Below are 22,814 nucleotides of genomic sequence, written 5' to 3'. Positions count from 1 at the left end.
CGTCGAGGGTCCTGCGGGGCAGGCGGGGCGAGGCGCCGAATGCGCTCACACCAGGACTACCGACGCCGCGACCGATCCGTTGCAGAAGACTTTCCTCCCCCTCCGACCACGAGCCCTGCGCAGTGGGGCTCGTCGTGTTTCGGGGGCTCGTCAGAATTGAAGAAGGTCCGCACCGTAGATTCATCGTGTACACACCCCTCCCGCGAGCCTCCCCGCCCCGCGGCCTGGGCGCCGTCGAGGGGCTCGACCGGGAAGAGGCCCTCCTCACCGGCGAGAACGACCCCGTCCCGACGCACGCGGGAGACGCCGTGCTCTCGGGCTCGGCCGTCGTCGCGGGCACGGGAGTGGTGCTCGCCATCGTCGTGGCCGTGCGCCTCAGTCGTTGACGCGGCGGGCTCCGATGACCAGAGTGATCCCAGGACAGCGCGCCAGCGCGCCGCCCGGCCCGTCCAAGAGGGTCGGCGCGGTCCCGACACATGAAGGAGACCACCCATGCGCCTCATCACCCTGGGCCTCGGCGCCGCACTCGGCTACCTGCTCGGCTCCGCCGAGGGCCGCAAGAACCTCGAGAAGATGACCCAGAACGCCCAGAAGCTCTGGAACGACCCCAAGACCCAGGAGAAGGTCGGCCAGGTCCAGGAGACCGCCCAGCAGAAGTTCGCTGAGGTGAAGAAGTCCGATCCGGTGCAGAAGGCCACGACGAAGGTGGAGGATGCCATGCAGGGCAACGACAAGAAGAACGACGTCCGCGAAGATCGCGTGACCGAGTCCAACAACGACAACATCACCTCGGCGGCCCGCCACGGTGCCGAGCCGGACACCATCTCGGACCCGTCCACCCCGCTGGGTGACGAGGGTCCGCTGACGCGCTGACCCGCGCAGACACGGCGGCCCGCCTCCCCGAGGGGAGGCGGGCCGCCGTCGCCGTGGGCCGGGTCAGCCGTCCTGCTTCAGGACCTCGTCGGCCGGCGGGGCCTGCACCGGATCCACCCCGCCCATCTCGGAGAGGGTCACCACGGCCTTCGTGCCGGCGGACTCGGTCTCCACGGTGAGCAGGCGGCCGTCCTCCTTGGACACCGTGAACGCGGTCAGCTCCACGCCCTCCTGCGGGCCCGAGACGGGCTCGTCCAGCACGTAGCGGATCGCATCCTGACCGCTGCGGCGGATGCCGTCCGCGTCCGCCTCGACGTCGTCCAGGCCGCCCGACTCCGGCAGGGAGCCCAGCAGCGAGCTCACCATCGCGCCCATGCCGGTGGCGCTGGGATCGCTCTCGTACGGGGTGGCGGTCCAGCGCTCCGCATAGGCGGGGCGGTCCTCACCGCTCGTGCCGGCGCGCTCCACCGTGAACCGGGAGTACGCGGTGCCGTCCACGATCCGGGACTCGTCCCGGGTGATCAGGCCGTCGTCCTGGTACACGGACACGTACCGCATGGACGAGCCGTCCACGGGACCGGAGATGTCCACCGAGTCCGGGACCGCGCGCCCGTTGCTCGGGGCCTCGGACCGCAGCTCGGTGACCATGCGGACGGAGTCGGCCTCCTCGAGCTGGGTGCGGGCACGGTCCCAGGCGCCGGGGGCGTCGTCGCCCGAGGCGCAGCCGGTCAGCAGCAGGGCGGCCGCCCCGAGGGCGGCGAGGGACAGGCCGCGTCGGGTGCGGCGGGTCTGGGTCTGGCGCTGCCTCACTCGGCCACCTCCTCCGGCGCCTCGGCCGGCTCGATCTGGTTCCAGTCGCTCAGGGCGTACTGCTGGGTGGCCCGGCCGTCGTCGACGGTGAGCGCGACCAGCTCGCCGTCGTCGTCCACCGTGAAGGAGTGCACCCGGGTGGCGTCGCCCTCGGCCATCGCCGCGTCGGCGACCTCCTCGGGCACGGCATAGCGGTAGGCCGTGCCGCCGTCCCAGTCGACCTCCTCGGCGCGCACCTCGGCGCCGTCGAGGGCGTCCGCCGCGGGGAGGCCCACCTGGTCGAGGAGGGACTTCAGGGGCGGTTCCTGCCCCTCGCCGGCCGAGACACGGCGCCACTGCGGGTCGGAGTACATCATCTGGACGTCGTCCGGGACGTCGGACCCGTCCACGTCGACCCGCACGAACACGTCCTCGCCGACCTGGCGGGACTCCATGGTGATGTGCGAGTCGCGGCCGACCTGCATGACGCCCTTCGACTCGGCGTCGCCGCCGTCGAGCCGGCCGGCGATGTCCCAGCGGACCGACTGCGGGCCCTGACGGCCGGTGGTGTAGGCGGTCTCGAGTCGGACGGTCTTGGCCTCGTCCAACTGGGTGCGGGCCTGATGCCAGGCCTCCCCCGCCGACTGCGGCTCGGATGCGCACCCGGCCAAGGCCAGGGCGCCCACGACGCCGAGCCCGGCCGCGCGGACGGCACGTCTGCGCTGCATGTTCTCCTCCTGGGGCTGCTGCCGGCCGAGGCAGGGCGCCGCGGCCACTGGCGTCACCCTACCGGCGGCGCAGGGCGAAGGACGCGCCGTGGTGGTTCTGCGGCAGGTGGTCGCCGCGGCCGAAGAGCTTGTGGCGCAGCGTGCCGTCCGTGTACGCGGTCTTGTAGCGGCCGAGCTTCTGCAGCTCCGGCACCACGAACTCCACGATGTCCTCGAAGGTGCCCGGGGTGATGTGGTAGGCGAGGTTGAAGCCGTCCACGTCGGTCTCGTCGGCCCACTCGACGAGCTGACGGGCCGCGGACTCGCCGCCGCCCACGATCACGGGGCCGAAGCCGCCGATGCCCACCCATTCGGCGAGCTTGCGCACGGTCCACTCCTCATCCGTGCCGGAGGCCTTCTGGAAGGTCTCCACGGCGGACTGGATGGCGTTCGACTTCACGTCCCCGATCGGCTCGTCCAGGTCGTACTGGGACAGGTCGATGCCCATCCAGCCGGACATGAGCACGAGGCCGCCCAGCGGGTCCACGTACTGCGCCAGGTCGTCGTACTTGGCCCGCGCGTCCTCGTCGGTGGCCCCGGTGACGACCGTCTGCATCGCGAAGATCCTCACGTCGTACGGGTCACGGCCGGCGTCCACCAGGGCCTGGCGGATCTTCTTCACGGTGGCGGCCGCCAGCTCCTTCGTGGGGGAGTTGATGAACACGGCCTCGGCGTGCTTGCCGGCGAAGGCGCGGCCGCGCGTCGAGGCGCCGGCCTGGTAGATCACGGGGGTGCGCTGCACGGACGGCTCGGTGACGGCGTGGCCGGGGACCTTGAACCACGTGCCCTCGTGGGCGATGTCGTGGACCTTGGCCGGGTCCGCGAACACGCCGGACTCCTTGTCGTAGACGACGGCGTCGTCCTCCCACGAGCCCTCGAGGAGCTTGTAGACGACGTCGAGGTACTCGTCGGCGTGCTCGTAGCGCTCGTCGTGCTCCATCTGGTCGTCCTGGCCCATGTTCTGGGCGGCGGAGGGCAGGTAGCCGGTGACCACGTTCCAGCCCACGCGGCCGCCCGTGAGGTGGTCGAGCGTGGCGAGGCGGCGGGCGAACGGGTAGGGGTGCTCGTAGGCGGTGCCGGCGGTGACGCCGAAGCCGAGGTGCTCGGTGACCGCGGCCATCGCGGAGACGAGCAGGAACGGGTCGTTCACGGGGGTCTGCGCGCCGGTCTTGATGGCGGCCTCGGAGGTGCCGCCGTACACGGAGTACGGGCCGAGGACGTCGGCGATGAACAGGCCGTCGAACAGGCCCTTCTCCAGCGTCTGCGCCAGGTGCGTCCAGTAGCCCAGGGTGTTGTAGTCGCGGGCGTGGTCGTCGGGGTGACGCCAGAGCCCCGGGGACTGGTGGGCGACGCAGTTCATGTCGAATGCGTTGAAGAGGATCTCGCGGTGCTCGTCCGGGCGGGTGGGTGCTCCGGCCCCGGCGTTCTCGACGGTGCTCATGGGTCTCCTTTCCAGGGCCGCCCGGTCGCAGGGGCGCGGCCGGGCGAGCGACGGTTCCGCACCATGCAACGCTGACGCGGCCGGCGGTGGAAGTCGGTCCGGCCCAGGGGTTCATGACGGCCCCGCCGGACCCGGCCACGCGTCCGGCGCCCGGTTCGTGACATGCCCTGACCGTGACGGAGGACACGTCCGCGGGTGGCGTCCCTGCGGCGACTCAGCGGCACCCCAGCGCTGAGCCAGTGACACCCCAGCGCTGAGCCAGAGAAATCTGCTGCCTCCACCCTACGGAGACGACCGAAACGTCTGGCTCGGCGCTGGCTCGGCGCCGGCTCGGCGCGGGATCGGCGCGGGGCCCGGCGCCCCCGGTGTGACGCCCGTGTGACCCTCCGGCGCCGGCGGCCGGGCGACCGCGCGGCCGACCGGGCCCGCGGTGGTCTACTGGCATCCGTATCCGTCCGACACCGACGACGAAGCGACGATGGGAGCCCTCCATGAGCGTGCACGCGCCTTCCCGTGCCACCGCCTCCACCCCGGTCCGGGACGAGGACCGCCACAGCCTCGACGTCGTCTTCCGCGGCGTCGGGCGCACGTTCCCCACCGCGGACGGACCACGCGTCGTCCTGCGCGACGTGGACCTGACCGTGGCGCCCGGCGAGGTGCTCGCCGTGATCGGCGCCTCCGGCTGCGGCAAGTCCACGCTGCTGCGCGCCGTGGCCGGCCTGGACCCGGACTTCGACGGAGAGCTGCTGATCGACGGCTCGCCCGTGCGACCCTACGACGAGCGCACCGCCGTCGGCTTCCAGGAGCCGCGCCTGCTGCCCTGGCGCACCCTGCGCCGCAACGTGGAACTCGGCCTGCCCCGGGAGCTGGACCGCGCCGCGGGCCGGGACCGCGTGCAGGAGCTGCTCGAGCTCGTGGGCCTCGCGCCCTTCGCGGAGCACCGCCCCCGGGAGGTCTCCGGCGGCATGGCCCAGCGGGCCTCGCTCGCCCGCGCCCTGGCGCGCCGCCCCGGCGTGCTGCTGCTCGACGAGCCCTTCGGCGCCCTCGACGCCCTGACGCGCCTGAAGATGCAGGACCTGCTGCTGGACGTGCACGCCGCCACCGGCACCACCGTCCTGCTCATCACCCATGACGTGGAGGAGGCCCTGCAGCTCGCCGACCGCGTGCTGCTGCTCGCCCGTGACGTCCCCGCGCCCGACGGCGGGGCCCGCCCCGGAGCGACCGTGGGGCGGATCGTGGACGTGCCGGGGGCCCGTCCCCGCGACCGCGCGGACGCCCGCCTGGCCCGGCTGCGCGCCGAGCTCCTCGAGGGCCTCGGCGTCGAGAGCCACGCCCGATGAGCGGCGCCGGCTCCGCACGCCTGACCCGTCGCACGGCGCTCGGCCTGCTGGCCGCGTCCCTGCCCCTGGGCCTGAGCGGATGCGTCCTGCAGGGTGAGGCGACGACCGGGCCGGTGAACGGTCCGGACACGCTGAGCATCGACTACGCCACCTACAACCCGCTCTCCCTCGTGATCCGCCACCAGGGATGGCTGGAGGAGACGCTCGCGCCCCGCGGCGTCCGGGTGAACTGGGTGTTCTCCGCCGGCTCCAACAAGGCCAACGAGCTCCTGCGCTCGAACTCCGTGGACATCGGGTCGACGGCCGGCTCGGCCGCGCTGCTGAACCGGGCCAACGGAGCGCCCACGCGCATCGTGGGCGTCGCCTCGCGGCCGGAGTGGTCCGCGCTCATGGTCCCGCCCGGCTCGGACATCACGGACGTCGCCCAGCTCGCGGGCCGCACGGTGGCCGCCACGCGCGGGACGGACCCGTACTTCTTCGCCGTGCAGGCGCTCGAGGCCGCCGGGGTGGACCCGGCCGACGTCGAGATCCAGAACCTGCAGCACGCCGACGGCCGCGCCGCCCTCGCCGGCGGATCGGTGGCCGCGTGGTCCGGGCTCGACCCGATCATGGCCAAGGCCGAGGCCGAGGGCGCCCGCTTCCTGTACCGGGACCTCGCCCTGAACACGTTCTCCGTCCTCAACGCCACGGAGTCCTTCCTCGAGGCGGACCCGGAGACGGCCCAGACCGTCCTGGACACGTACGAACGCGCCCGCGCCTGGGCGCTCGAGCACCCGGACGAGACCGTCGGGATCCTGGCCGAGGCCGCGAAGATCTCTCCCGACGTCGCCCGCACCGTGATCCTCGAACGCACCAACGCGGACGTCAGCCCCGTGCCGGGCCAGGAGCTGCTCGACGCCCTGACGGGGGTCGGACGGATCCTGGTCGGCACCGGGTCCGTCGACTACCAGCACCAGGTGGACGCCGCGCTGGCGAGCATCCTGGACACCCGTTTCGCCGAGGAGGCCATCCGATGAGCGCCGCCCTGACCACCCCCGCCGCGACGACGGGCCCCGAGGCGCGCGAGCGGTCGGGTCACGACGACGGCGACACAGGGGCGCGCCGACGGCAGCGGCCCCGGGTGCTGGACCGGCCCGGCGCCCGGGCGGTGGTGGGGCTGGCCGCGCCCGCTGTCCTCCTGGTGCTGTGGTGGGCGGTGACGGCCGCCGGGCTGCTCTCCGCGGTGCAGCTGCCCTCCCCCGGCGCGGTGCTGAGCGCCGGCGTCAACCTGCTGGAGCGGGGCGACCTGTGGCTGCACGTGGGGATCTCCACCCAGCGCGTGCTGCTGGGCTTCCTGCTCGGCGCCGCACTCGGGCTGGCCGTGGGGTCCGCGCTCGGGCTGTCCCGGTGGGCGGACGCGCTGTTCGCCCCGCTGATCGGGGCGCTGCGCGCGGTGCCCTCGCTGGCCTGGGTGCCGCTGCTGATCCTGTGGATGCAGATCGGCGAGGAGTCCAAGGTCACCCTCATCGCGATCGGCGCGTTCTTCCCGGTGTTCACCACCGTCTACGCCGCCCTGCGCCATGTGGACCCGCACCTGGTGGAGGCCGGTCGGGCCTTCGGCTACCACGGGCTGTCCCTGCTGCGGACGGTGCAGCTGCCCGCCGTGGTGCCGGCCGTGTTCTCCGGCCTGCGGCTGGCCCTGGCCCAGGCCTGGCTGTTCCTGGTGGCCGCGGAGCTGATCGCCTCCTCGATGGGCCTGGGCTTCCTGCTCACCGACTCGCAGAACAACGGACGCACGGACCGCCTGATCCTGGCGATCATCCTGCTCGCCGTGCTCGGCAAGCTCACCGACTGGCTGCTCGGCCTGCTGGAGCGCCGGGCCCTGCGCCGCTGGGCCTGAGCCCGGCACGTCCGGCCGCCCGGTCGTCGGGTCAGTCCCCCTCGGGGACCTCGCCGGCCGACGTGTAGGCGGTCGGCGGGGTGCCGTTCACGAGCCAGTCGCCGGCCATGCGCACCTTGAACGCCGCCGGGTCGTGGGTGGCGAGGGTGCGGGCGTTGCGCCAGTGCCGGTCGAGCCGCAGCGTGGCCGACGTCGCCGACGCGCCGAGCGTGTCGAAGATGCGGGTGCACACCTCGAGGACGGCCTCCGGCACCACGGCCTGGGCCCGGTACGCGGCGGCCATCGCCTCGGCGGACGCCGCCACGACGTCGGCCTCCGCCGGGCCGGCCCCGTCGGCGCCGTCCTGCCCCTCGTCGAGCAGCCGCCCGATCTCGCGCACCATCAGCTCGGCCGCGGCCTGCCGCCCGGCCAGCTGCCCCATGATCTCGAGGAGCTGGGGGTCGTCCTTGGGCAGCGCGGCCGTGCCGGTGTTGAAGGTGCGGCGCCGCTGCCGCAGCAGCTGCGTGCCCTCCGTGAGCGCCGCCCGGCCGATCCCGGCCTGCAGCGCCAGCAGGGTCGCCTCCATGAGCACGGGCACGGGCCCGTCCTGCCGCGGCACCTCGAGCAGCTCCTCGGCCGCGGCGTCGTCGAGCACCACGGACCCGGTGGCGGTCAGGCGCTGGCCGAAGCCGTCCCAGTCGTCCTTGATGCCCACGCGCGGCTGACGCACGCGCACGACGGCGACGGCCCGGTCCGGCTCGCGGACCGCGCCCCCGGCCCGCTTGGAGTTCCGGCGGGAGACGAGGTCCGCCCCCTCGATGCCCACGGTCGCGGCGGTCCACGTGGCGAAGGCCGAGCCGGTCGCGTAGTACTTCTGCCCCCGCACGACCCAGGTGCCGCCCTCGTCCCGGCTGGCCAGGGTGGCGGCACGGCCCGGCGCGGCCCCGCCGGCGCGTTCGGCCAGGGCGGAGCCGGCCCAGTCCCCGTCGACGATGTGCCGCAGCCACCGCTCCCGACGGGCGGGCGCCTGGTCCATGGCCGTGGCGATGAACACGAGGTGGGAGCGCCAGACGTGCGCGGTGTTCACGTCCCGGGCGGCCAGGTCCATGAGCAGGCGCAGCACGGTCTCGCTGCCGCCGCCCTCGCCGCCCGCGTCCTCGGGGACACCGACCTTGCCGAACCCGGCGGCCTGCAGCTCCCCGAGGGCGGCGAACGGCAGGTGCCGGCCCGCCTCGCGGGCCCGCTCGCCGTGGGCGACGGAGTCGAAGGCGTCGGCGTACCGGGCGGCGAGGGTGGCGTAGGTGGTCATGGCCCTACTCTGACACGCGCGGGCGGGCCGGCGGCCGGGGCGACCCGGCCGTGGGACGGGATCCACACCGGCCGCCGTCGCCCTGGCCCGCGCCGGGCGCCCGCGGGGGTCCGGCGGGCCGAGCATGACCGCCGGTGACGACGGCGGGCGGGGCGCCGTCGTCGGCGTCCCTACCCTGGTCGGACCCGCCGACCAGGAGGAACCGCCGCCCATGACGCCCACCGAGGACCCCGCCCGCCCCGACCCGGCCGAGGAGGGCGCCTCCGGGGCCGTCCGCGGACCGAACGACGGCGTGCCCGCCGCGGCCCTCGCCACGCTGCCCGGCCCCCTCCCGCAGGCGCTCGTCGACGCCGCCGACCCGGACGTCCACCCCGGCCGCCCGGCGGACCGGCTGCACGGCGGGCGCGGCGACGGCCGCCCGGTGGCCGAGGCGGACCGGCTCGCGTTCTGGGAGGCGGCCGGCCGACGTCTGAGCTGGGAGCGACCCTTCACCCGGACACGCTCCCTCACCGCCCCGGACCCGGCCGCCGAGCGCGGCCCGGAGATCCGCTGGTACGAGGACGGCACCCTGAACGTGGCCGTGAACTGCGTGGACCGCCACGTGGCGGCGGGGCGCGGGGAGAAGGTCGCCCTGTACTTCGAGGGCGAGCCCGGCGACCGCCGCGCCGTCACCTACGCACAGCTGCAGCGCGAGGTCGCCCAGGCCGCGAACGCCCTCGAGGAGCTGGGCATCGAGGCGGGCGACCGCGTCGTCGTGTACCTGCCCGTGCTCGTCGAGACGATCGTCATCACGCTGGCGTGCGCGCGGATCGGCGCCGTGCACTCGCTCGTGTTCGGCGGGTTCTCGGCGGAGGCGCTGCGGTTCCGCGTCGAGGACACGGGCGCCAAGCTGCTCGTCACCACCGACGGCCAGTTCCGCCGCGGTGCCGCCGTCCCCGTGAAGGCCAACGCGGACGAGGCCGTGTCCGGGGACAACGCGATCGAGCACATCCTCGTCCTGGACCGCACGGGCCACCGGGACATCCCGTGGACCGAGGGCCGAGACCTGTGGTGGCACGACGTCGTGGACCGCCAGCCGGACACCCACACCCCGCGCGCCTTCGACGCGGAGCACCCGCTGTTCATCATGTACACCTCCGGCACCACGGGACAGCCCAAGGGGCTCGTGCACACCTCCGGCGGGTACCTCGCCGCGGCCTCGTGGACGCACGACTTCCTGTTCTCCCACCCGAACCCGGCACGGCGCGACGACGACGTCCACTGGTGCACCGCGGACCTGGCCTGGGTCACCGCGCACACCTACGAGATCTACGGTCCGCTCTCGAACGGGGTCACGCAGGTGATCTACGAGGGTGTGCCGAACGCCCCGCACCCGGGCCGGCACTTCGAGGTGATCGAGCGCTACCGGGTGACGAGCTACTACACGGCGCCCACCCTGATCCGCTCGCTCAAGGGCTGGCATCCGGACGGGATCCCGGCGCACGCGGACGGCGGTCCGGACCTGTCCTCGATCCGCCTGATCGGGACCGTGGGCGAGTCCGTGAACCCGGAGGCCTGGACGTGGGCCCGCACCCAGATCGGCCGGGACACCCCGGACCTGCCGATGGTGGACACGTGGTGGCAGTCCGAGACGGGCGCCACCGTGCTCTCCCCCCCGCCCCACGGACACGGCCTTCAAGCCGGGCTGCGGCTCCCGGCCCCTGCCGGGGGTGGACGTGGCCGTGGTCGACGACGACGGCGCCCCCACGCCCGAGGGCCTGCAGGGCCGGATCGTGGTCACCCGCACCTCGCCGGCGATGGCGCGGACCGTGTGGCGGAACCCGGCCCGCTACTTCCACTCGTACTGGGAGGACTACGCGGACCAGGGCGAGGCGGGCTGGTTCCTCGCCGGCGACGGCGCCAAGCGGGACGAGGACGGCGACGTCTGGATCCTCGGGCGCGTGGACGACGTCATCAACATCTCCGGGCACCGGCTGAGCACCATCGAGATCGAGTCCGCCCTCGTGGCGCACCCGGAGGTGATCGAGGCGGGGGTGTGCCCCGTGCCGCACGAGACCACCGGGCACGCCGCCGTCGCCTTCGTCGTGGCGCACGAGAGCTGGCTGGCCGGCGACGACGGCCCCGGCGCCTCCGCCGCCGACCGCGCCGAGGAGCTGCGGCGGCATGTGGGGCGGGTGATCGGGCCGGTGGCCAAGCCCGCCGAGGTGGTCTTCGTCCCCGACGTGCCCAAGACCCGTTCGGGCAAGATCATGCGGCGGCTGCTGACGCAGCTGCACCAGGGCACCGCGCTCGGGGACACCACGAGCCTGCAGAACGAGCCGTGCGTCGGGCAGATCGCCGAGGTGCTCCGGGCCGGCCGCCGCGCTCAGGACGCCGGCACCGGCGCCGTCCGCAGCGCCAGCTCGGCCAGCACCTGAGCGGCCCGCGGCACCACGGCGTCGTCGAACACGGCCTGCGGGGAGTGGTTGACCGGGGCCTCGTCCGGGTCCACGCCCTCCGGGACCGCCCCGAGCAGGACGTAGGCGCCGGGCACCCGCTGGAGGACCTCGGAGAAGTCCTCGCTGCCGGGCTCGGGCTCGGGCAGCTCCCGGTAGGCGTCGGCCCCGTACAGGTCCTCCACGGTCCGGCGGACGAAGGCCACCGCGTCCGCGTCGTTGGCCGTCACCGGGAACGCGCAGTCCGTCCGGACCTGGGCGCTCATGCCGTGCGCCGCGGCGATCCCGTGCACCATGCGCTCCACGGCCGCGCGCAGCCGGGCGCGGGCGTCCGCGGAGAAGGTCCGCAGGGTGAGGGCGAGGGTGGCGCTGTCCGGGATGATGTTGGCCGCCGTGCCCGCGCTCAGGTGCCCGACGGTCGCGACCACCGGGTCGAAGGCGTCGAACTGCCGGGTGACCACGGACTGCAGCGCCAGCACCATCTCGGCGGCCACGGGCACCGGATCCTGGGCCAGGTGCGGCACGGAGCCGTGCCCGCCTCGACCGTGCACCGTCACCACCAGGTCGTCGCAGCCGGCCTGGATCGCCCCCGGGCGGCTGCGCAGGACGCCGCGCGGGTACGTGCCCGAGGAGACATGGATCGCGTAGGCGGCGTCCACCGGTCGCCCGGCCGCCTCCAGCAGTCCCTCCTGGATCATGTGCAGGGCGCCGCCGCCGGTCTCCTCCCCGGGCTGGAACATGGCCACCACGTCGGCGGCGAGCTCCCCGCGACGGCGCACCAGCCAGGCCAGCGCGCCGTGGAGGCCGGCGGTGTGCAGGTCGTGGCCGCAGGCGTGCATGGTGCCCGGCACGGAGGGGGCGTACTCCAGCCCGGTCTCCTCCGTGACGGGCAGGGCGTCCATGTCCCCCCGCAGCAGCACGACCGGCCGCCGGGCCCCCTCCGGCAGCGGGGCCCCGCCGCGCAGCACCACGACGACGGAGCTCAGCGCCCGGCCCACGCTCGTCTCCAGCGCAGGGCGGCCGGTGGCGGCATCCTCCCCCGCCTCAGCGCGCAGGGCCTCGAGCCGCTCGAGGACGGCGGCCTGGGTGCGGGGCAGGTGCAGGTCCAGCTCCGGATGCCCGTGGAGGAGGCGGCGGAAGGCGATCGCCTCCCGGGCGATGTCCTCCGGCAGGTCCGGGGCGAGGGCGTTCGCGGGCGGGGTGGGGGCGGTGCGGTCCATCAGGACATCATGCCGTGGCGCCCCGCCGGCCCACCCGGATCGCCCAGCGGGTCAGCCGGCCAGCCCCTGCAGCTCGGGCAGGTCGAAGACGTCCTCCGAGGCGGGGGCCTCGTGCGCCTCGACCGCGTTCCACTCGGTGAAGGTGGCGTTCGCGGCGGGCCGGAGGCGCAGCCGCGGCTGTGCCGAACCTGTGCGGGTCAGCCGCCGGTGGCGCCGTCCTCGAAGATCTGCCCCACCGGGGTCTGCTTCTCCGCCTGGAACACATCCTCGGCACGGCCGTAGGCCCAGTACGCGCTCACCGACAGCTGCCGCCGGTCCACGCCGCGCACGTCCGTGAGGTACGCCCGGACGCGCTTGACCTGCTCCCGCTCGCCGTGCACGAACGCGTGCACCCGTCCGTCCCGCCACCCCGCGTCCTCGACGGCGGCGGCGAACCGCGTCGTCTCCGGGGTGAAGGGGCCGCCGCGGTGCAGCCAGCGCACCTCGACGCCGGCCGGCGCGGTCAGGGGCACCTCGTCGCTTGCGTCGGTCACCTCGATCAACGCGACACCGGCCGCCGCGGCGTCCGTGGCGGCCAGGTCCTCGAGGGCGGCGGCGATCGCCGGCAGCGCGGCCTCATCGCCCGCGAGCAGGTGCCAGTCGGCGGTGGGGTCGGGTCGGTAGGCGCCGCCGGGGCCCAGGAACGCGACCTGCTGCCCCACGGGCTCGGAGGCCGCCCACGCCCCGGCCAGGCCGCCGTCGTGCCCGGGGGCGGCGCCGTCGTCGGACGCGCCGTGGACCACGAAGTCGACGTCCATGGTGCGGGCGGCCGCGTCCATGCGGCGCACCGTGTAGGTGCGGCGGACCGGCAGCTGCTCCGGGGCGAGGCGCTCGCGGAGGGCGTCCAGGTCGTACGGGGGCTCGAGGCCGAGCGCGGGGTCGGCGAAGAGCAGCTTCACGTACTGGTCCGTGGCGCCCTTCTCCGCCCAGCGGGCGTGGACGGCGTCGAACTGCTCGCCGCCGAGGGTCAGGCGCACGAGGTGCGGGGTGAGCCGGCGGGCGGCCACCACGGTGAGGACGGTCTGGGGCCGGGCCATGCGGGCCTCCTGGGATCGGGGCGGGGTCTGCGCCGGCGCGCGTCCCCCACTTTCCCACGACGAGGCGGATTAGCGCACGTCAGCGTGATGTTTTCCGCGGCCTCGGGGTCGGCGGAACCGGGCCCCCCGGTGGTCCTCCGGCAGCAGCGGTCCCGCGCCGGCCGGGGCCGGGGTGGCGCGGCGCGCCCCTAGGCTGTGGGCGTGCGTCTCGTCCTGCTCGTCCTGCTCTCGCTGCTGAGCCAGCAGCTCGGCGCGTCCGTGGCGGGCCTGCTGTTCGACGACGTCGGCGCGTCCGCCATGGTCGCCCTGCGCGTGGTGTTCTCCGCGGCCGTGCTGCTGCTCGTCACCCGGCCGAGCCGCGCCGCCCTCGCCGGCCTGGGCCCCCGGGGGTGGGCCGCCGTCGTCGGGCTGGGCGCGGCCATGACCGGCATGAACCTGGCCATCTACGAGGCGTTCGCGCGGATCCCGCAGGGCGTGGCCGTGACGTTCGAGGTGCTCGGGCCGCTGGCGCTGTCCGTGGCGGCGCGGCCGTCGTGGCGATCGGCGGCGTGGGCGGCCCTCGCGCTCGCCGGGATCGGGGTGCTCGGCCGGGAGGGGTTCAGCGCGGACGGCGGGATCGGCGGGGCGGGGCTGGACCCGGTGGGGGTGGCGCTCGCGCTGGCCGCGGCGGCGTGCTGGGCGGGGTACATCCTGCTCTCGCGGCGCGCGGGGACCCACCTGCCGGGGGTGCAGGGGCTGGCCCTGGCGACGGCGGCCGGGTCCCTCGTGGCGCTGCCGGTCGGCGTCGCGACGGCGGGGGCGGCCCTGCTCTCCCCCGTGGTGCTGGGCGTGGGGCTGGCCGTGGCGTTGCTGTCCACAGCGGTGCCGTACGGGATCGACCTGCAGGTGCTGCGCCGCATGCCGACCGCGCTGTTCTCCCTGCTGACGTGCCTCTCGCCGATCGCGGCGGCGCTGACGGCGTGGGCCGTGCGCGGGCAGGAGCTCACCCCGCTGGACCTGGCGGGGATGCTGCTGGTGATCGCGGCGTGCGCGGCCGCCGTCTGGACGGGCCGATCACCGGGTGTGGCGGGCAGGGGCTGAGGCTAGCCTGTGTCGATGCCCCACCCGTCCCGTCCCGCCCCCGACGACGTCCCCGCCGCCGAGCGCGCCGCCCTGCGCCGTGGCCGGCTGCGTCCGTGGCTGCCGTTCCTGCTCGCGGCCGTGCTGTGCCTGGCGCTGCTGGGGTGGGCCCTCGTCGCCCTGCCAGGCCTGCCGGAGCGCGTGCCCACGCACTGGGGCGTCGACGGGCGACCGGATGCGTGGGAGGACACCTCGTTCGGCACGGTGGCGGTGGGGCCGCTGATCGGCCTCGGCGTGACGGGGTTCCTGGCCCTGGTCTCCGCGATGGTCACCGCCCTCGTCCCCACGGATCCGGCGCTGTCCCCGTGGCGGCGCGTGCGCCAGGCGGGGGTGCACCGCGGGGTCCAGGAAAGCCTCGGGTGGTCGTGCGTGCTCATCGTGCTGGTGCTGGCCCCGATGACGGCCGAGGTGCTCGCCGCCGGGGCGTGGACGATGCCGTGGTGGATCCTGCCCCTCACGCTGACCGTGCTCATGGTGGGCATCTTCCCGGCGATGCGGGCCAGCACGCGGCGGTGGACGCGCTGGTCGGACCGCGTCGCGGCGGAGCTCGGGCACCGGCCCACGGCCGCGGAACGCGCCGAGGACGAGGTGTGGACGCCCCTGGGGCTCAAGCGCGACCCCGAGGACCCGGCCGTCTTCCCCGCCAAACGCCCCGGCTACGGCGTGGGCGTGACGATCAACCTCGCCACGCCGGTGGGCCGGTGGCTGGTGCGCGGATTCGTGGCGGTGTTCATCATCGGCCTGCCGCTGGCGCTCTGGCTCGGCGCGTTCGCCGCGCGGTGAGGCGGACCGTGCCCGACGACGTCGCCGTCCGCCTGCTCCTGATCGCCGACACCCACATCCCGCGGCGTGCCCGCGCCCTGCCCGCGCAGGTGTGGGCCGGGGTGGCGCGGGCCGACGTCGTGCTCCACGCCGGCGACTGGGTGACCTAGGACGTGCTCGACGACCTCGACGCACGGGCCGCCCGGCTGGTGGGCGTGTGGGGCAACAACGACGGGCCGGGGCTGCGGGCGCGGCTGCCCGAGGTGGCGCGCGTGGAGATCGGCGGGGTGCGGATCGCGATGGTCCACGAGACGGGCCCGGCGGCCGGCCGCGAGCGCCGCATGGCCGCGGCGTTCCCGGACGCGGACGTGCTGGTGTTCGGGCACAGCCACATCCCGTGGGACACCGTGGCCGGCCCGGAGACCGCGAACCCGGGCCTGCGGCTGCTCAACCCCGGCTCCTGCACGGACCGGCGACGGCAGCCGGTGTGCACGCTGATGCGCGCGGTGGTGCGGGGCGGGCGGCTCGAGGACGTGGAGCTGGTGTCCGTGGACCGCACGCCGTGACCGACGGGCCGGCCGCTCCCCCCTGCAACGCTGGTTGAGTTATCACGGGTCCAGGCGGCTTGCACCCGTGATAACTCAACCCGCGTCGCGCCGGTGCCACCATGACCGGCGGGTCGGCCGCTCCTGCACAGCCACCACGACGACGGCGGCCCTCCCCAGGGCGCGTCGGTCCGGTCCGTCGCAGGGCCCGGGGGCGGCAGGCTCACCCCATGACCGCGCGCACGCCCCTGCCGTCCACCCTCGCCGCGGGCGCCTTCACGACGGCCGAGCTGCACGCCGCCGGCCTGCCGTGGCGCCGCACCCTCGCGGCAGACCTCGCCCGGATCTGCCGCGGCGTGCACACCGCGGGCATCCCCGACCCGTGCGCCCCGGACGGCGCGGCCGCGCTGGTCCGCCTCACGGGCGGGGTGGTCTCCCACGTCTCTGCCGCCCTCTGGCACGGACTGCCGCTGCCGCCCCGCCTCGCGCGGCCCGCCGGACTGCACCTGACCTTCGACCGCTCCGCGCGCACGCACCGGACCGACCTGGACGGCGTCGTCAGCCACCGGGTGCGACTGCCCTCCGACCACGTGCTCGAGCTTCCCGACGGCCAGCGCGTCACGACGGCGGCGCGCACCTGGTTCGACCTCGCCGGGATGCTCCGCCCCCACGAGGTGGACTGGCTCATCGCGGACGGCGACCACCTGGTGCGTCCGCCGTGGACGCCGACGGGCCGGGCGGACCCCGTGGCCACCGTGTCCGAGCTGTCGGAGGTGCTCGCCCGCTGCCGTGGCCGGCCGGGTGTCCGTCTCGCACGTGCCGCGCTGGCGGAGGTGCGCGTCGGGGCCGACTCCCCGCCCGAGACCTTCCTCCGGCTCGCGCTGATCCGGGCCGGGCTGCCGGAGCCGGAGCTGCAGGTCGCCGTCGACCCGGCCGACCCGGCCTCGCCCGTCGTGGACCTCGGGTACCGGGGGGCGCGCCTGGCCCTCCAGTACGACGGCGCCGGCCACCGCACGGCTCAGCAGCAGGCGAGGGACGCCCGTCGGGACGCGTACTGCCTCGAACGGGAATGGACGACCCTGCGCTGCACCTGGGAGGACCAGCGCGCTGGGTTCGGGCGGATCGTAGGGCTGGTCCGGCGTCGGCTCGCCCGCACGCGCTGATCCGCCCCCGCCCGTCCCGACGCGGGTTGAGTTGTCACGGGTCCAGACCAACGCGGGTTGAGTTGTCACGGGTCCAGGCCCGCGTAACCGGTGATAACTCAACCCGCGTTGCATGCCACCGGCCGGCGCCGCGTGACGCTCTGCGACGTGCCCACCCTGCCCCCGGCACACCTCGCCCGGGACAATGGGTCGGACTGTCCCGAAGCCTCCATCGAAAGGACCCCCGTGGCTGACCACGAGTTCGGCTTCCGCACCCAGGCGCTGCACGCGGGCGCCGTTCCGGACGCCGTCCACGGCTCCCGCGCGGTGCCGATCCACCAGACCAGCTCCTTCGTGTTCGAGTCCGCCGAGGACGCCGCCAACCTCTTCGCGCTGCAGAAGTACGGCAACATCTACAGCCGCCTGGGCAACCCCACGGTCGCGGCGTTCGAGGAGCGCATCGCCACGCTCGAGGGCGGCATCGGCGCCGTCGCGACGGCGTCCGGCATGGCCGCCGAGTTCATCACCTTCGCGGCCCTCGCCGGGGCCGGCGACCACATCGTGGCGTCCTCGAAGCTCTACGGCGGCACGATCACCCAGCTGGACGTCTCCCTGCGCCGGTTCGGCGTGGAGACCACGTTCGTGGACTCCGCCGAGGCCGCGGACTTCGAGGCCGCCCTCCAGCCCAACACGAAGGCCGTGTACACGGAGATCGTCGCCAACCCCTCCGGTGACGTCGTGGACCTGCCGGGTCTGGCCGACGTCGCCCACCGGCACGGCATCCCGCTCGTGGTGGACGCCACGCTCACCCCGCCCTACCTGATCCGGCCGATCGAGCACGGCGCGGACATCGTGATCCACTCGGCCACGAAGTTCCTCGGCGGCCACGGCACCACGCTGGGCGGCGTCGTGGTGGAGTCCGGCCGCTTCCCGTGGGACAACGGCAAGTTCCCGTCGATGACCGAGCCCGTGCCGTCGTACGGCGGCGTCTCCTGGTGGGGCAACTTCGGCGAGTACGGCTTCCTCACCAAGCTCCGCTCGGAGCAGCTGCGCGACTTCGGCCCGTCGCTGGCCCCGCAGTCGGCCTTCCAGCTCCTGCTCGGCGTCGAGACGCTGGCCCCGCGCATGGACGCCCACCTCGCCAACGCCCGCGCCGTCGCCACCTGGCTGGACGAGGACCCGCGCGTCTCCTGGGTCCGCTACGCCGGCCTGCCCGACCACCCGCACCACGCCCGCGCGCAGCAGCTGCTGCCCCGGGGCGTCGGCTCGGTGTTCAGCTTCGGCGTGGCCCCGGCGGCCACGGACACCGACGACGGCGCCTCCGGTCCGGAGGCCGGGCGCGCGACGGCGTCGCGCTTCATCTCCGCGCTGCAGCTGGCCTCCCACCTGGCCAACATCGGCGACGCGAAGACGCTGGTGCTGCACCCCGCCACGACGACCCATCAGCAGCTCACCGCCGAGCAGCTCGTGGCCGCGGGCATCCCGGCGGACCTGATCCGCATCTCGGTGGGCATCGAGGACGTCGAGGACATCCTCTGGGACCTGGACCAGGCCCTGACCGACGCCACCGGCCGTACCCGCGACGGCGCCGTCGTCCCCGCAGAGCAGGAGGCCTGAGCCATGAGCACCACCCACCCCGAGCGGACCTGGACCGGCCCCGGCGCCCCCGAGCGCCTGGCGATCCTGCGGCGCACCCGCTCGATCGCGATCGTCGGCGCCTCGGACAAGCCGGCCCGTGCGTCGTACTTCGTGGCCACGTACCTGCTGAGCTCGACCACGTACGACGTCTACTTCGTGAATCCCGTGCTCGCCGCGGCCGGCAAGGAGATCCTCGGCCACCGCGTGTACGCCTCGCTGGACGACCTGCCCGTCATCCCGGACCTCGTGGAGGTGTTCCGCAAGTCCTCCGACGCCCCCGAGGTGGTGGCGGACGCCGCCCGCGTGGGCGCCCGGACCGTGTGGCTGCAGCTGGGCATCTGGAACGAGGACGCCGCGCGTCAGGCCGAGGCCGCGGGCCTGGAGGTCGTGATGGACCGCTGCGTGAAGATCGAGCACGCCCGCTTCCACGGCGGGCTCAACCTCGCCGGCTTCGTCACCGGCGTGATCAGCTCGCGGCGCCAGGAACTGGACCGCTAGGCGGACGACGCCCCGTGTCGGGCGTCGTCCGGCCCTCGTTGCGCACCCGCCCGTCGATGGCGTGGGATGGTCCCATGACCTCCGAGCTCCCCTCCTCGTCCCTCTCCCCCGCCTGGACCGGCCGCACCGACGGCGACACCCCCGAGCACCTGCGCTGGCACCAGGTCGTCCGCCCCGCCGACGGGCGCGGCGAGCCCACGACGACGCAGCGCCACCCCGGTGCCGGTGCTCCGACGTCGGGCGCGCGGTCCACGGCGCTCATCGGCTTCGCCTCGGACGAGGGCGTGCGCCGGAACCACGGCCGCGTGGGCGCCGAGGACGGCCCGGAGGCGCTGCGCGGTGCGCTCGCCTCGCTCGCGTACCTCGAGGGCACGGGCGCGCTCGTGGACGCGGGCGACGTGTCCGTGGACCGCGGCGACGACGACGCCCCGGGCGAGCTCGAGGCGGGCCAGGCCGAGCTGGGCACGGTGGTCAGCGGGCTGCTGAACGCCCACGACCTGGCCGTGGTGCTCGGCGGCGGACACGAGACCGCCTACGCCTCGATCACGGGCCTGACCGGCTCCACGCGCGTGGGCGCGGGCACGCGCGTGGGCATCCTCAACCTGGACGCGCACTTCGACCTGCGCGAGGCGCCGCGGCCCAGCTCCGGCACCCCGTTCCTGCAGGCGCTGCGGGACGCCGAGGGGGCGGAGCATCAGCTCTCCTACGCGGTGGTGGGCATCAGCGAGGCCAACAACACCCGGGCCCTGTTCGACACCGCGCGCGAACGCGGGGTCACGTGGGTGACCGACGAGCAGGCCCAGACCGCCGACGTCACCGGCGTCCGCCGCTGGGTGCGCTCGTTCATCAACGCGGTGGACGTGCTCTACCTGACGATCGACCTGGATGTGCTGCCGGCCGCCGTCGCCCCGGGGGTGAGCGCACCGGCCGGCTTCGGCGTGCCGTACGAGGTGATCCACGCGTGCGCGCTGGAGGCCACCCAGTCCGGGAAGCTGGCCCTGGCCGACGTCGTGGAGCTCAACCCCGCCCTGGACGTGGACGGCCGCACGGCGAAGGCCGCGGCCCGGCTGATCCACACGATCGTCAGCCGTCACCGGACGGACGCGTCGCTGCTGGCCTGAGCGGGCCGGGGGTCCCTTCCGGCGCGGGGGGCCGCGGGCGTCAGCGTCCCTCCGCCCACGGGGCCGGGGGCTCGGCGCTGCCGTGGGCCGCGCGTCGGGCGGCGTAGTCCAGTGCCGAGCGTGCCAGGAAGTCGTGCAGGGCCAGCACCCCGGCCCGGGCTCCTGCCGAGTCCCTCCGGGTCACCGCCTCCAGCGCCGGGACGTAGAACGCCCGGCCGCGTTCGACCTCGTCGGGCAGGCCCTTCGTGGTGGCGAGCCAGAACCGGCGGCACAGCCCCTGGAGCGGGACCAGAGAATCGGCGAGATAGCGGTTGTTCGCGATCGTGCGCAGGAGTTCGTGCGAGCGCCCGACGGCGGCGACGTACGCCGGCAGGTCCTCCACCGTGCGCAGGTGCCGCACGTGGGCTGCGACGGCGGCCAGCTGCTCCTCGTCCGCCCGTGCGCAGGCCAGTCCCACGGCCAGCGCCTCGAGCGACCGCCGCACCTCCAGCCTCTCCAGCTGGTCGTCCACGGAGATCGGGGGCACCTGCAGGCCACGTCCCCCACCGGCCAGGAGCCAGTGGTCTCGGATGAGGCGTTGCACGGCCTCGCGCAGGGGCGTGCGCCCCGTCTCGGCGGCGTCGATGAGGGCCGCCTCGCTGAGGATGGCGCCCGGTGGCAGCTCCCCGGTCTCGATCTTCTGCGTCAGGCGGGCGTAGGCCTCCTCCGACTTGTTCATGGGCCCAGCCTAGGCAGTCATCTTCCCGCACCCCCTTGATATATCCGGAATATGCGGCGTAGCGTGGCCCACATCCTGTTACCGGCATCACATGGAGGACCCGTGAAGTACCGCCCGCAGCACGAGGCCAACCCCCTGCCCTTCTCCCCCTTCAAGAGCTCCACCGTGCCGCGGCCCATCGGCTGGCTGTCCTCCGTGAGCACGGACGGCCGGGAGAACATCGCCCCCTACAGCCAGTGGCAGAACCTCACCTTCGACCCGCCCATGGTGATGTTCTCCGCGAACCAGTACCCGGACGGACGCCGCAAGGACACCGTCCTCAACGCGGAGCAGACCGGCTGGTTCGTGTGGAACATGGCCACCTACGACCTGCGCGAGGCCGTCAACGTCTCCGCCATGGCCCTGGAGCCGGGCGAGAGCGAGTGGGACCGCATCGCGGAGCACGGCGTCACCAAGGTCTACGCGGACAACCACCCCATCCCGATGGTCGCCGAGTCCCCCGTGCGCTTCGAGTGCCGCTACCACTCGACGCACCGCATCAAGGGCGACTCGAACGTCGGCACCATCGACGTGGTCTTCGCCCACGTGGACACCATCCACATCGACGACGACGTCATCACCTCCGACGGCCGCCTCGACATCCCGCGCATCCAGCCGATCGCCCGCCTGGGCTACTTCGACTACACCGTGGTGCGGGAGACCTTCGAGATGCGGGTGCCCGGCGCCGACGGCGATGCCCAGGCCGGCCTCGAGGGGCGGGCATGAGCACCGCGGCCACCGGTGCGGCCCGGCCCGCTCCCGTGCCCGGGGCCCGCCCCCGGAGCCTGAAGGACATGCTGGCCGTGAACTTCGGCAACGCGCTGGAGTGGTACGACTGGAACGTCTACACGATCTTCGCCCCGGTCTTCGCGGCGCAGATCTTCCACGCGGACAACCCCACCTCCGAGCTGCTCGCCACCCTGGCCGTCTTCGCGGTGGGCTTCGTCGCCCGCCCCATCGGCGGCTACGTGTTCGGCGCCTACGCGGACCGGGTGGGCCGCAAGCGCAGCCTCTTCGCGGCGATGATGATCACCGCGCTCGGCAGCCTGATCATCGCCTTCACCCCCACCTACGGCACGGTGGGCGTCCTCGCCTCGGTGATCCTCGTCATCGCCCGTCTGCTGCAGGGCCTGGCGCACGGCGGCGAGATGGGCACCTCCGTGACCTACCTCGTGGAGCGGGCGTCGCAGGGCCGGCGCGGGCTGTTCGGGGCGACGTCGTGGGTGTCCGTGGTGGTGGGCACGATCCTGGCGACACTCGTGGGCCTGGCCGTCAACACGCTGCTCTCCCACGAGCAGGTGGCGTCCTGGGGCTGGCGCGTGGCGTTCGGCATCGGCGGCGTCCTCGGCCTCTACGCGCTGTACCTGCGACGGAGCCTGACGGAGTCGGAGCACTTCACGGCGGCGCAGCAGGTGGTGCCCACCGCCGACGACGCTCCCCGCCGGGAGCCGGGTGCGGTGTGGCGCGGCCTGCTGACGATCTTCCTGGTCTCCGCGGGCGGCTCCCTGATGTTCTACACGTGGCTGATCTACCTGCCCACGCACGCGCAGGTGGCCCATCAGATGGACAAGTCCACCACCCTCTCGGCCTCGCTCGTGGCCCAGGTGATCTTCCTGGTCGCCATCCTCGGGGCGGGCCTGCTGGGCGACCGGGTCGGCCGCCGTCCGCTGGTCATCGCCTTCGGCCTGCTCTTCGTGGTGCTGCCGTTCCCGCTGTTCGGCATGCTGGACGGCACCTTCGCCTCGTTCCTGCTCGTGCAGACCATCGCCCTGCTGGCGGTGGCGCTGCTGTTCGGCGTCAACGGCGCCGTCTGGTCCGAGGCGCTGCCCACGGCGGTGCGCGCCAAGGGCGTGGCCACCATGCTCTCACTGGCCACCGCGATCTTCGGCGGCACGGCGCCGTACCTGATCACGTGGCTGACGGCGCAGGGGTGGACCAGCGCGTTCCCGATCTACCTCATGGTGGTCGGCGGCCTCACCGGCCTGACCGGCCTGTTCATGAAGGAGACGAAGGACGTGGACCTGGCGGCCTGAGCCGGGGCCAACCGACCCGACCCGCAGGCCGCCCCCTCCACACACAGAGTGGTCACGACACGCCGTCTCGTGCAGACGCACGCGGCGTGTC

General features: G+C 74.4%; 20 protein-coding genes and 2 pseudogenes. 15 read left to right on the top strand and 7 right to left on the bottom strand.

The window, feature by feature from the left end:
* Positions 1 to 185 precede the first annotated feature (185 nt).
* Entirely contained in the window at positions 186 to 386 is a 201-nt protein-coding gene (locus ACUW6W_RS06550; RefSeq protein ID WP_036384100.1) for a P-type ATPase, read from the top strand.
* A 106-nt stretch (positions 387 to 492) separates the two neighbouring features.
* Entirely contained in the window at positions 493 to 873 is a 381-nt protein-coding gene (locus ACUW6W_RS06545; RefSeq protein ID WP_044658681.1) for a YtxH domain-containing protein, read from the top strand.
* Between the two features lie 63 nt (positions 874 to 936).
* Here the strand turns inward: ACUW6W_RS06545 and ACUW6W_RS06540 are convergent, their stop codons facing one another.
* From ACUW6W_RS06540 to ACUW6W_RS06530, 3 genes are read right to left on the bottom strand one after another with little or no spacing between them, the layout of a single operon-like run.
* The gene (locus ACUW6W_RS06540) at positions 937 to 1,683 is read right to left on the bottom strand and encodes a hypothetical protein (protein WP_061867568.1); all 747 of its coding nucleotides are present in this window, start codon (positions 1,681 to 1,683) and stop codon (positions 937 to 939) included.
* Positions 1,680 to 2,390 carry a Tat (twin-arginine translocation) pathway signal sequence gene (locus tag ACUW6W_RS06535; protein ID WP_454179983.1) on the bottom strand — a complete coding sequence of 237 codons (711 nt, stop codon included), beginning with the start codon at positions 2,388 to 2,390 and terminating at the stop codon, positions 1,680 to 1,682. The genes ACUW6W_RS06540 and ACUW6W_RS06535 overlap by 4 nt, the downstream gene beginning before the upstream one ends.
* A gap of 58 nt (positions 2,391 to 2,448) precedes the next feature.
* Positions 2,449 to 3,870, bottom strand: a complete 1,422-nt coding sequence (locus tag ACUW6W_RS06530) for an LLM class flavin-dependent oxidoreductase (protein WP_454179982.1) — start codon at positions 3,868 to 3,870, stop codon at positions 2,449 to 2,451.
* Between the two features lie 491 nt (positions 3,871 to 4,361).
* On the opposite strand from ACUW6W_RS06530, the gene ACUW6W_RS06525 reads away from it, so the two are divergent.
* From ACUW6W_RS06525 to ACUW6W_RS06515, 3 genes are read left to right on the top strand one after another with little or no spacing between them, the layout of a single operon-like run.
* Positions 4,362 to 5,210 (top strand): ABC transporter ATP-binding protein, encoded by an 849-nt coding sequence (locus ACUW6W_RS06525; protein ID WP_020621435.1) that lies wholly within the window; start codon positions 4,362 to 4,364, stop codon positions 5,208 to 5,210.
* Entirely contained in the window at positions 5,207 to 6,226 is a 1,020-nt protein-coding gene (locus tag ACUW6W_RS06520) for an aliphatic sulfonate ABC transporter substrate-binding protein (protein ID WP_020621434.1), read from the top strand. The genes ACUW6W_RS06525 and ACUW6W_RS06520 overlap by 4 nt, the downstream gene beginning before the upstream one ends.
* On the top strand, positions 6,223 to 7,089 hold the full coding sequence (locus ACUW6W_RS06515; protein ID WP_044658679.1) for an ABC transporter permease: 867 nt from the start codon (positions 6,223 to 6,225) through the stop codon (positions 7,087 to 7,089). The genes ACUW6W_RS06520 and ACUW6W_RS06515 overlap by 4 nt, the downstream gene beginning before the upstream one ends.
* Before the next feature lie 31 nt (positions 7,090 to 7,120).
* Here the strand turns inward: ACUW6W_RS06515 and ACUW6W_RS06510 are convergent, their stop codons facing one another.
* Positions 7,121 to 8,377: an acyl-CoA dehydrogenase family protein gene (locus ACUW6W_RS06510; RefSeq protein ID WP_010079560.1), complete on the bottom strand. Its 1,257-nt coding sequence runs from the start codon at positions 8,375 to 8,377 to the stop codon at positions 7,121 to 7,123.
* Positions 8,378 to 8,588: 211 nt separating this feature from the next.
* On the opposite strand from ACUW6W_RS06510, the pseudogene acs reads away from it, so the two are divergent.
* Positions 8,589 to 10,794, top strand: a pseudogene (gene acs / locus ACUW6W_RS06505) (acetate--CoA ligase).
* Here acs and ACUW6W_RS06500 read toward each other — a convergent pair.
* Positions 10,743 to 12,032: a M20 metallopeptidase family protein gene (locus tag ACUW6W_RS06500; RefSeq protein WP_230277941.1), complete on the bottom strand. Its 1,290-nt coding sequence runs from the start codon at positions 12,030 to 12,032 to the stop codon at positions 10,743 to 10,745. The pseudogene acs and the gene ACUW6W_RS06500 sit on opposite strands and share 52 nt — an antisense overlap.
* A gap of 197 nt (positions 12,033 to 12,229) precedes the next feature.
* A complete protein-coding gene (locus ACUW6W_RS06495; RefSeq protein ID WP_041104453.1) occupies positions 12,230 to 13,108 on the bottom strand; it encodes a siderophore-interacting protein in 879 nt (292 codons plus the stop codon).
* A 201-nt stretch (positions 13,109 to 13,309) separates the two neighbouring features.
* Between ACUW6W_RS06495 and ACUW6W_RS06490 the strand changes: the two genes are divergently transcribed.
* The 7 genes and pseudogenes from ACUW6W_RS06490 to hutG all read left to right on the top strand — a co-directional run bounded on the left by ACUW6W_RS06490 (position 13,310) and on the right by hutG (position 19,933).
* Complete coding sequence (locus ACUW6W_RS06490) at positions 13,310 to 14,188, top strand: EamA family transporter (protein WP_041104451.1); 879 nt, start codon at positions 13,310 to 13,312, stop codon at positions 14,186 to 14,188.
* A gap of 15 nt (positions 14,189 to 14,203) precedes the next feature.
* The gene (locus ACUW6W_RS06485) at positions 14,204 to 15,010 is read left to right on the top strand and encodes a DUF1648 domain-containing protein (protein WP_041104449.1); all 807 of its coding nucleotides are present in this window, start codon (positions 14,204 to 14,206) and stop codon (positions 15,008 to 15,010) included.
* Between the two features lie 8 nt (positions 15,011 to 15,018).
* A pseudogene (locus ACUW6W_RS06480) lies at positions 15,019 to 15,555 on the top strand (metallophosphoesterase family protein).
* 209 nt (positions 15,556 to 15,764) lie between these two features.
* A complete protein-coding gene (locus ACUW6W_RS06475) occupies positions 15,765 to 16,697 on the top strand; it encodes a hypothetical protein (protein ID WP_049147891.1) in 933 nt (310 codons plus the stop codon).
* A gap of 225 nt (positions 16,698 to 16,922) precedes the next feature.
* Complete coding sequence (locus ACUW6W_RS06470; protein WP_230277942.1) at positions 16,923 to 18,293, top strand: O-acetylhomoserine aminocarboxypropyltransferase/cysteine synthase family protein; 1,371 nt, start codon at positions 16,923 to 16,925, stop codon at positions 18,291 to 18,293.
* Between the two features lie 3 nt (positions 18,294 to 18,296).
* Complete coding sequence (locus tag ACUW6W_RS06465; RefSeq protein WP_230277943.1) at positions 18,297 to 18,812, top strand: CoA-binding protein; 516 nt, start codon at positions 18,297 to 18,299, stop codon at positions 18,810 to 18,812.
* Between the two features lie 74 nt (positions 18,813 to 18,886).
* Positions 18,887 to 19,933: a formimidoylglutamase gene (gene hutG, locus ACUW6W_RS06460; RefSeq protein ID WP_041104441.1), complete on the top strand. Its 1,047-nt coding sequence runs from the start codon at positions 18,887 to 18,889 to the stop codon at positions 19,931 to 19,933.
* A gap of 40 nt (positions 19,934 to 19,973) precedes the next feature.
* On the opposite strand, the gene ACUW6W_RS06455 is transcribed toward hutG, so the two are convergent.
* Positions 19,974 to 20,651 (bottom strand): GntR family transcriptional regulator, encoded by a 678-nt coding sequence (locus tag ACUW6W_RS06455; protein ID WP_041104439.1) that lies wholly within the window; start codon positions 20,649 to 20,651, stop codon positions 19,974 to 19,976.
* A 102-nt stretch (positions 20,652 to 20,753) separates the two neighbouring features.
* Between ACUW6W_RS06455 and ACUW6W_RS06450 the strand changes: the two genes are divergently transcribed.
* Positions 20,754 to 21,416 (top strand): flavin reductase family protein, encoded by a 663-nt coding sequence (locus ACUW6W_RS06450; RefSeq protein ID WP_230277944.1) that lies wholly within the window; start codon positions 20,754 to 20,756, stop codon positions 21,414 to 21,416.
* Positions 21,413 to 22,723 carry an MFS transporter gene (locus tag ACUW6W_RS06445; RefSeq protein ID WP_230277945.1) on the top strand — a complete coding sequence of 437 codons (1,311 nt, stop codon included), beginning with the start codon at positions 21,413 to 21,415 and terminating at the stop codon, positions 22,721 to 22,723. The genes ACUW6W_RS06450 and ACUW6W_RS06445 overlap by 4 nt, the downstream gene beginning before the upstream one ends.
* The last annotated feature ends 91 nt before the right edge of the window (positions 22,724 to 22,814 follow it).

The sequence above is a fragment of the Micrococcus sp. 093350064-1 genome (assembly GCF_053627955.1).
The sequence above is the reverse complement of the archived record's forward strand: the minus strand, read 5'-3'. Positions and strand labels throughout refer to the sequence as shown.

Excerpts from the sequence above, each read along its gene's own strand:
- ACUW6W_RS06545 (WP_044658681.1), top strand. The coding sequence starts at position 493 with ATGCGCCTCATCACCCTGGGCCTCGGCGCCGCACTCGGCTACCTGCTC.
- ACUW6W_RS06535 (WP_454179983.1), bottom strand. The coding sequence starts at position 2,390 with ATGCAGCGCAGACGTGCCGTCCGCGCGGCCGGGCTCGGCGTCGTGGGC.
- ACUW6W_RS06530 (WP_454179982.1), bottom strand. The coding sequence starts at position 3,870 with ATGAGCACCGTCGAGAACGCCGGGGCCGGAGCACCCACCCGCCCGGAC.
- ACUW6W_RS06525 (WP_020621435.1), top strand. The coding sequence starts at position 4,362 with ATGAGCGTGCACGCGCCTTCCCGTGCCACCGCCTCCACCCCGGTCCGG.
- ACUW6W_RS06520 (WP_020621434.1), top strand. The coding sequence starts at position 5,207 with ATGAGCGGCGCCGGCTCCGCACGCCTGACCCGTCGCACGGCGCTCGGC.
- ACUW6W_RS06515 (WP_044658679.1), top strand. The coding sequence starts at position 6,223 with ATGAGCGCCGCCCTGACCACCCCCGCCGCGACGACGGGCCCCGAGGCG.
- ACUW6W_RS06510 (WP_010079560.1), bottom strand. The coding sequence starts at position 8,377 with ATGACCACCTACGCCACCCTCGCCGCCCGGTACGCCGACGCCTTCGAC.
- ACUW6W_RS06500 (WP_230277941.1), bottom strand. The coding sequence starts at position 12,032 with ATGGACCGCACCGCCCCCACCCCGCCCGCGAACGCCCTCGCCCCGGAC.
- ACUW6W_RS06495 (WP_041104453.1), bottom strand. The coding sequence starts at position 13,108 with ATGGCCCGGCCCCAGACCGTCCTCACCGTGGTGGCCGCCCGCCGGCTC.
- ACUW6W_RS06485 (WP_041104449.1), top strand. The coding sequence starts at position 14,204 with ATGCCCCACCCGTCCCGTCCCGCCCCCGACGACGTCCCCGCCGCCGAG.
- ACUW6W_RS06475 (WP_049147891.1), top strand. The coding sequence starts at position 15,765 with ATGACCGCGCGCACGCCCCTGCCGTCCACCCTCGCCGCGGGCGCCTTC.
- ACUW6W_RS06465 (WP_230277943.1), top strand. The coding sequence starts at position 18,297 with ATGAGCACCACCCACCCCGAGCGGACCTGGACCGGCCCCGGCGCCCCC.
- hutG (WP_041104441.1), top strand. The coding sequence starts at position 18,887 with ATGACCTCCGAGCTCCCCTCCTCGTCCCTCTCCCCCGCCTGGACCGGC.
- ACUW6W_RS06455 (WP_041104439.1), bottom strand. The coding sequence starts at position 20,651 with ATGAACAAGTCGGAGGAGGCCTACGCCCGCCTGACGCAGAAGATCGAG.
- ACUW6W_RS06445 (WP_230277945.1), top strand. The coding sequence starts at position 21,413 with ATGAGCACCGCGGCCACCGGTGCGGCCCGGCCCGCTCCCGTGCCCGGG.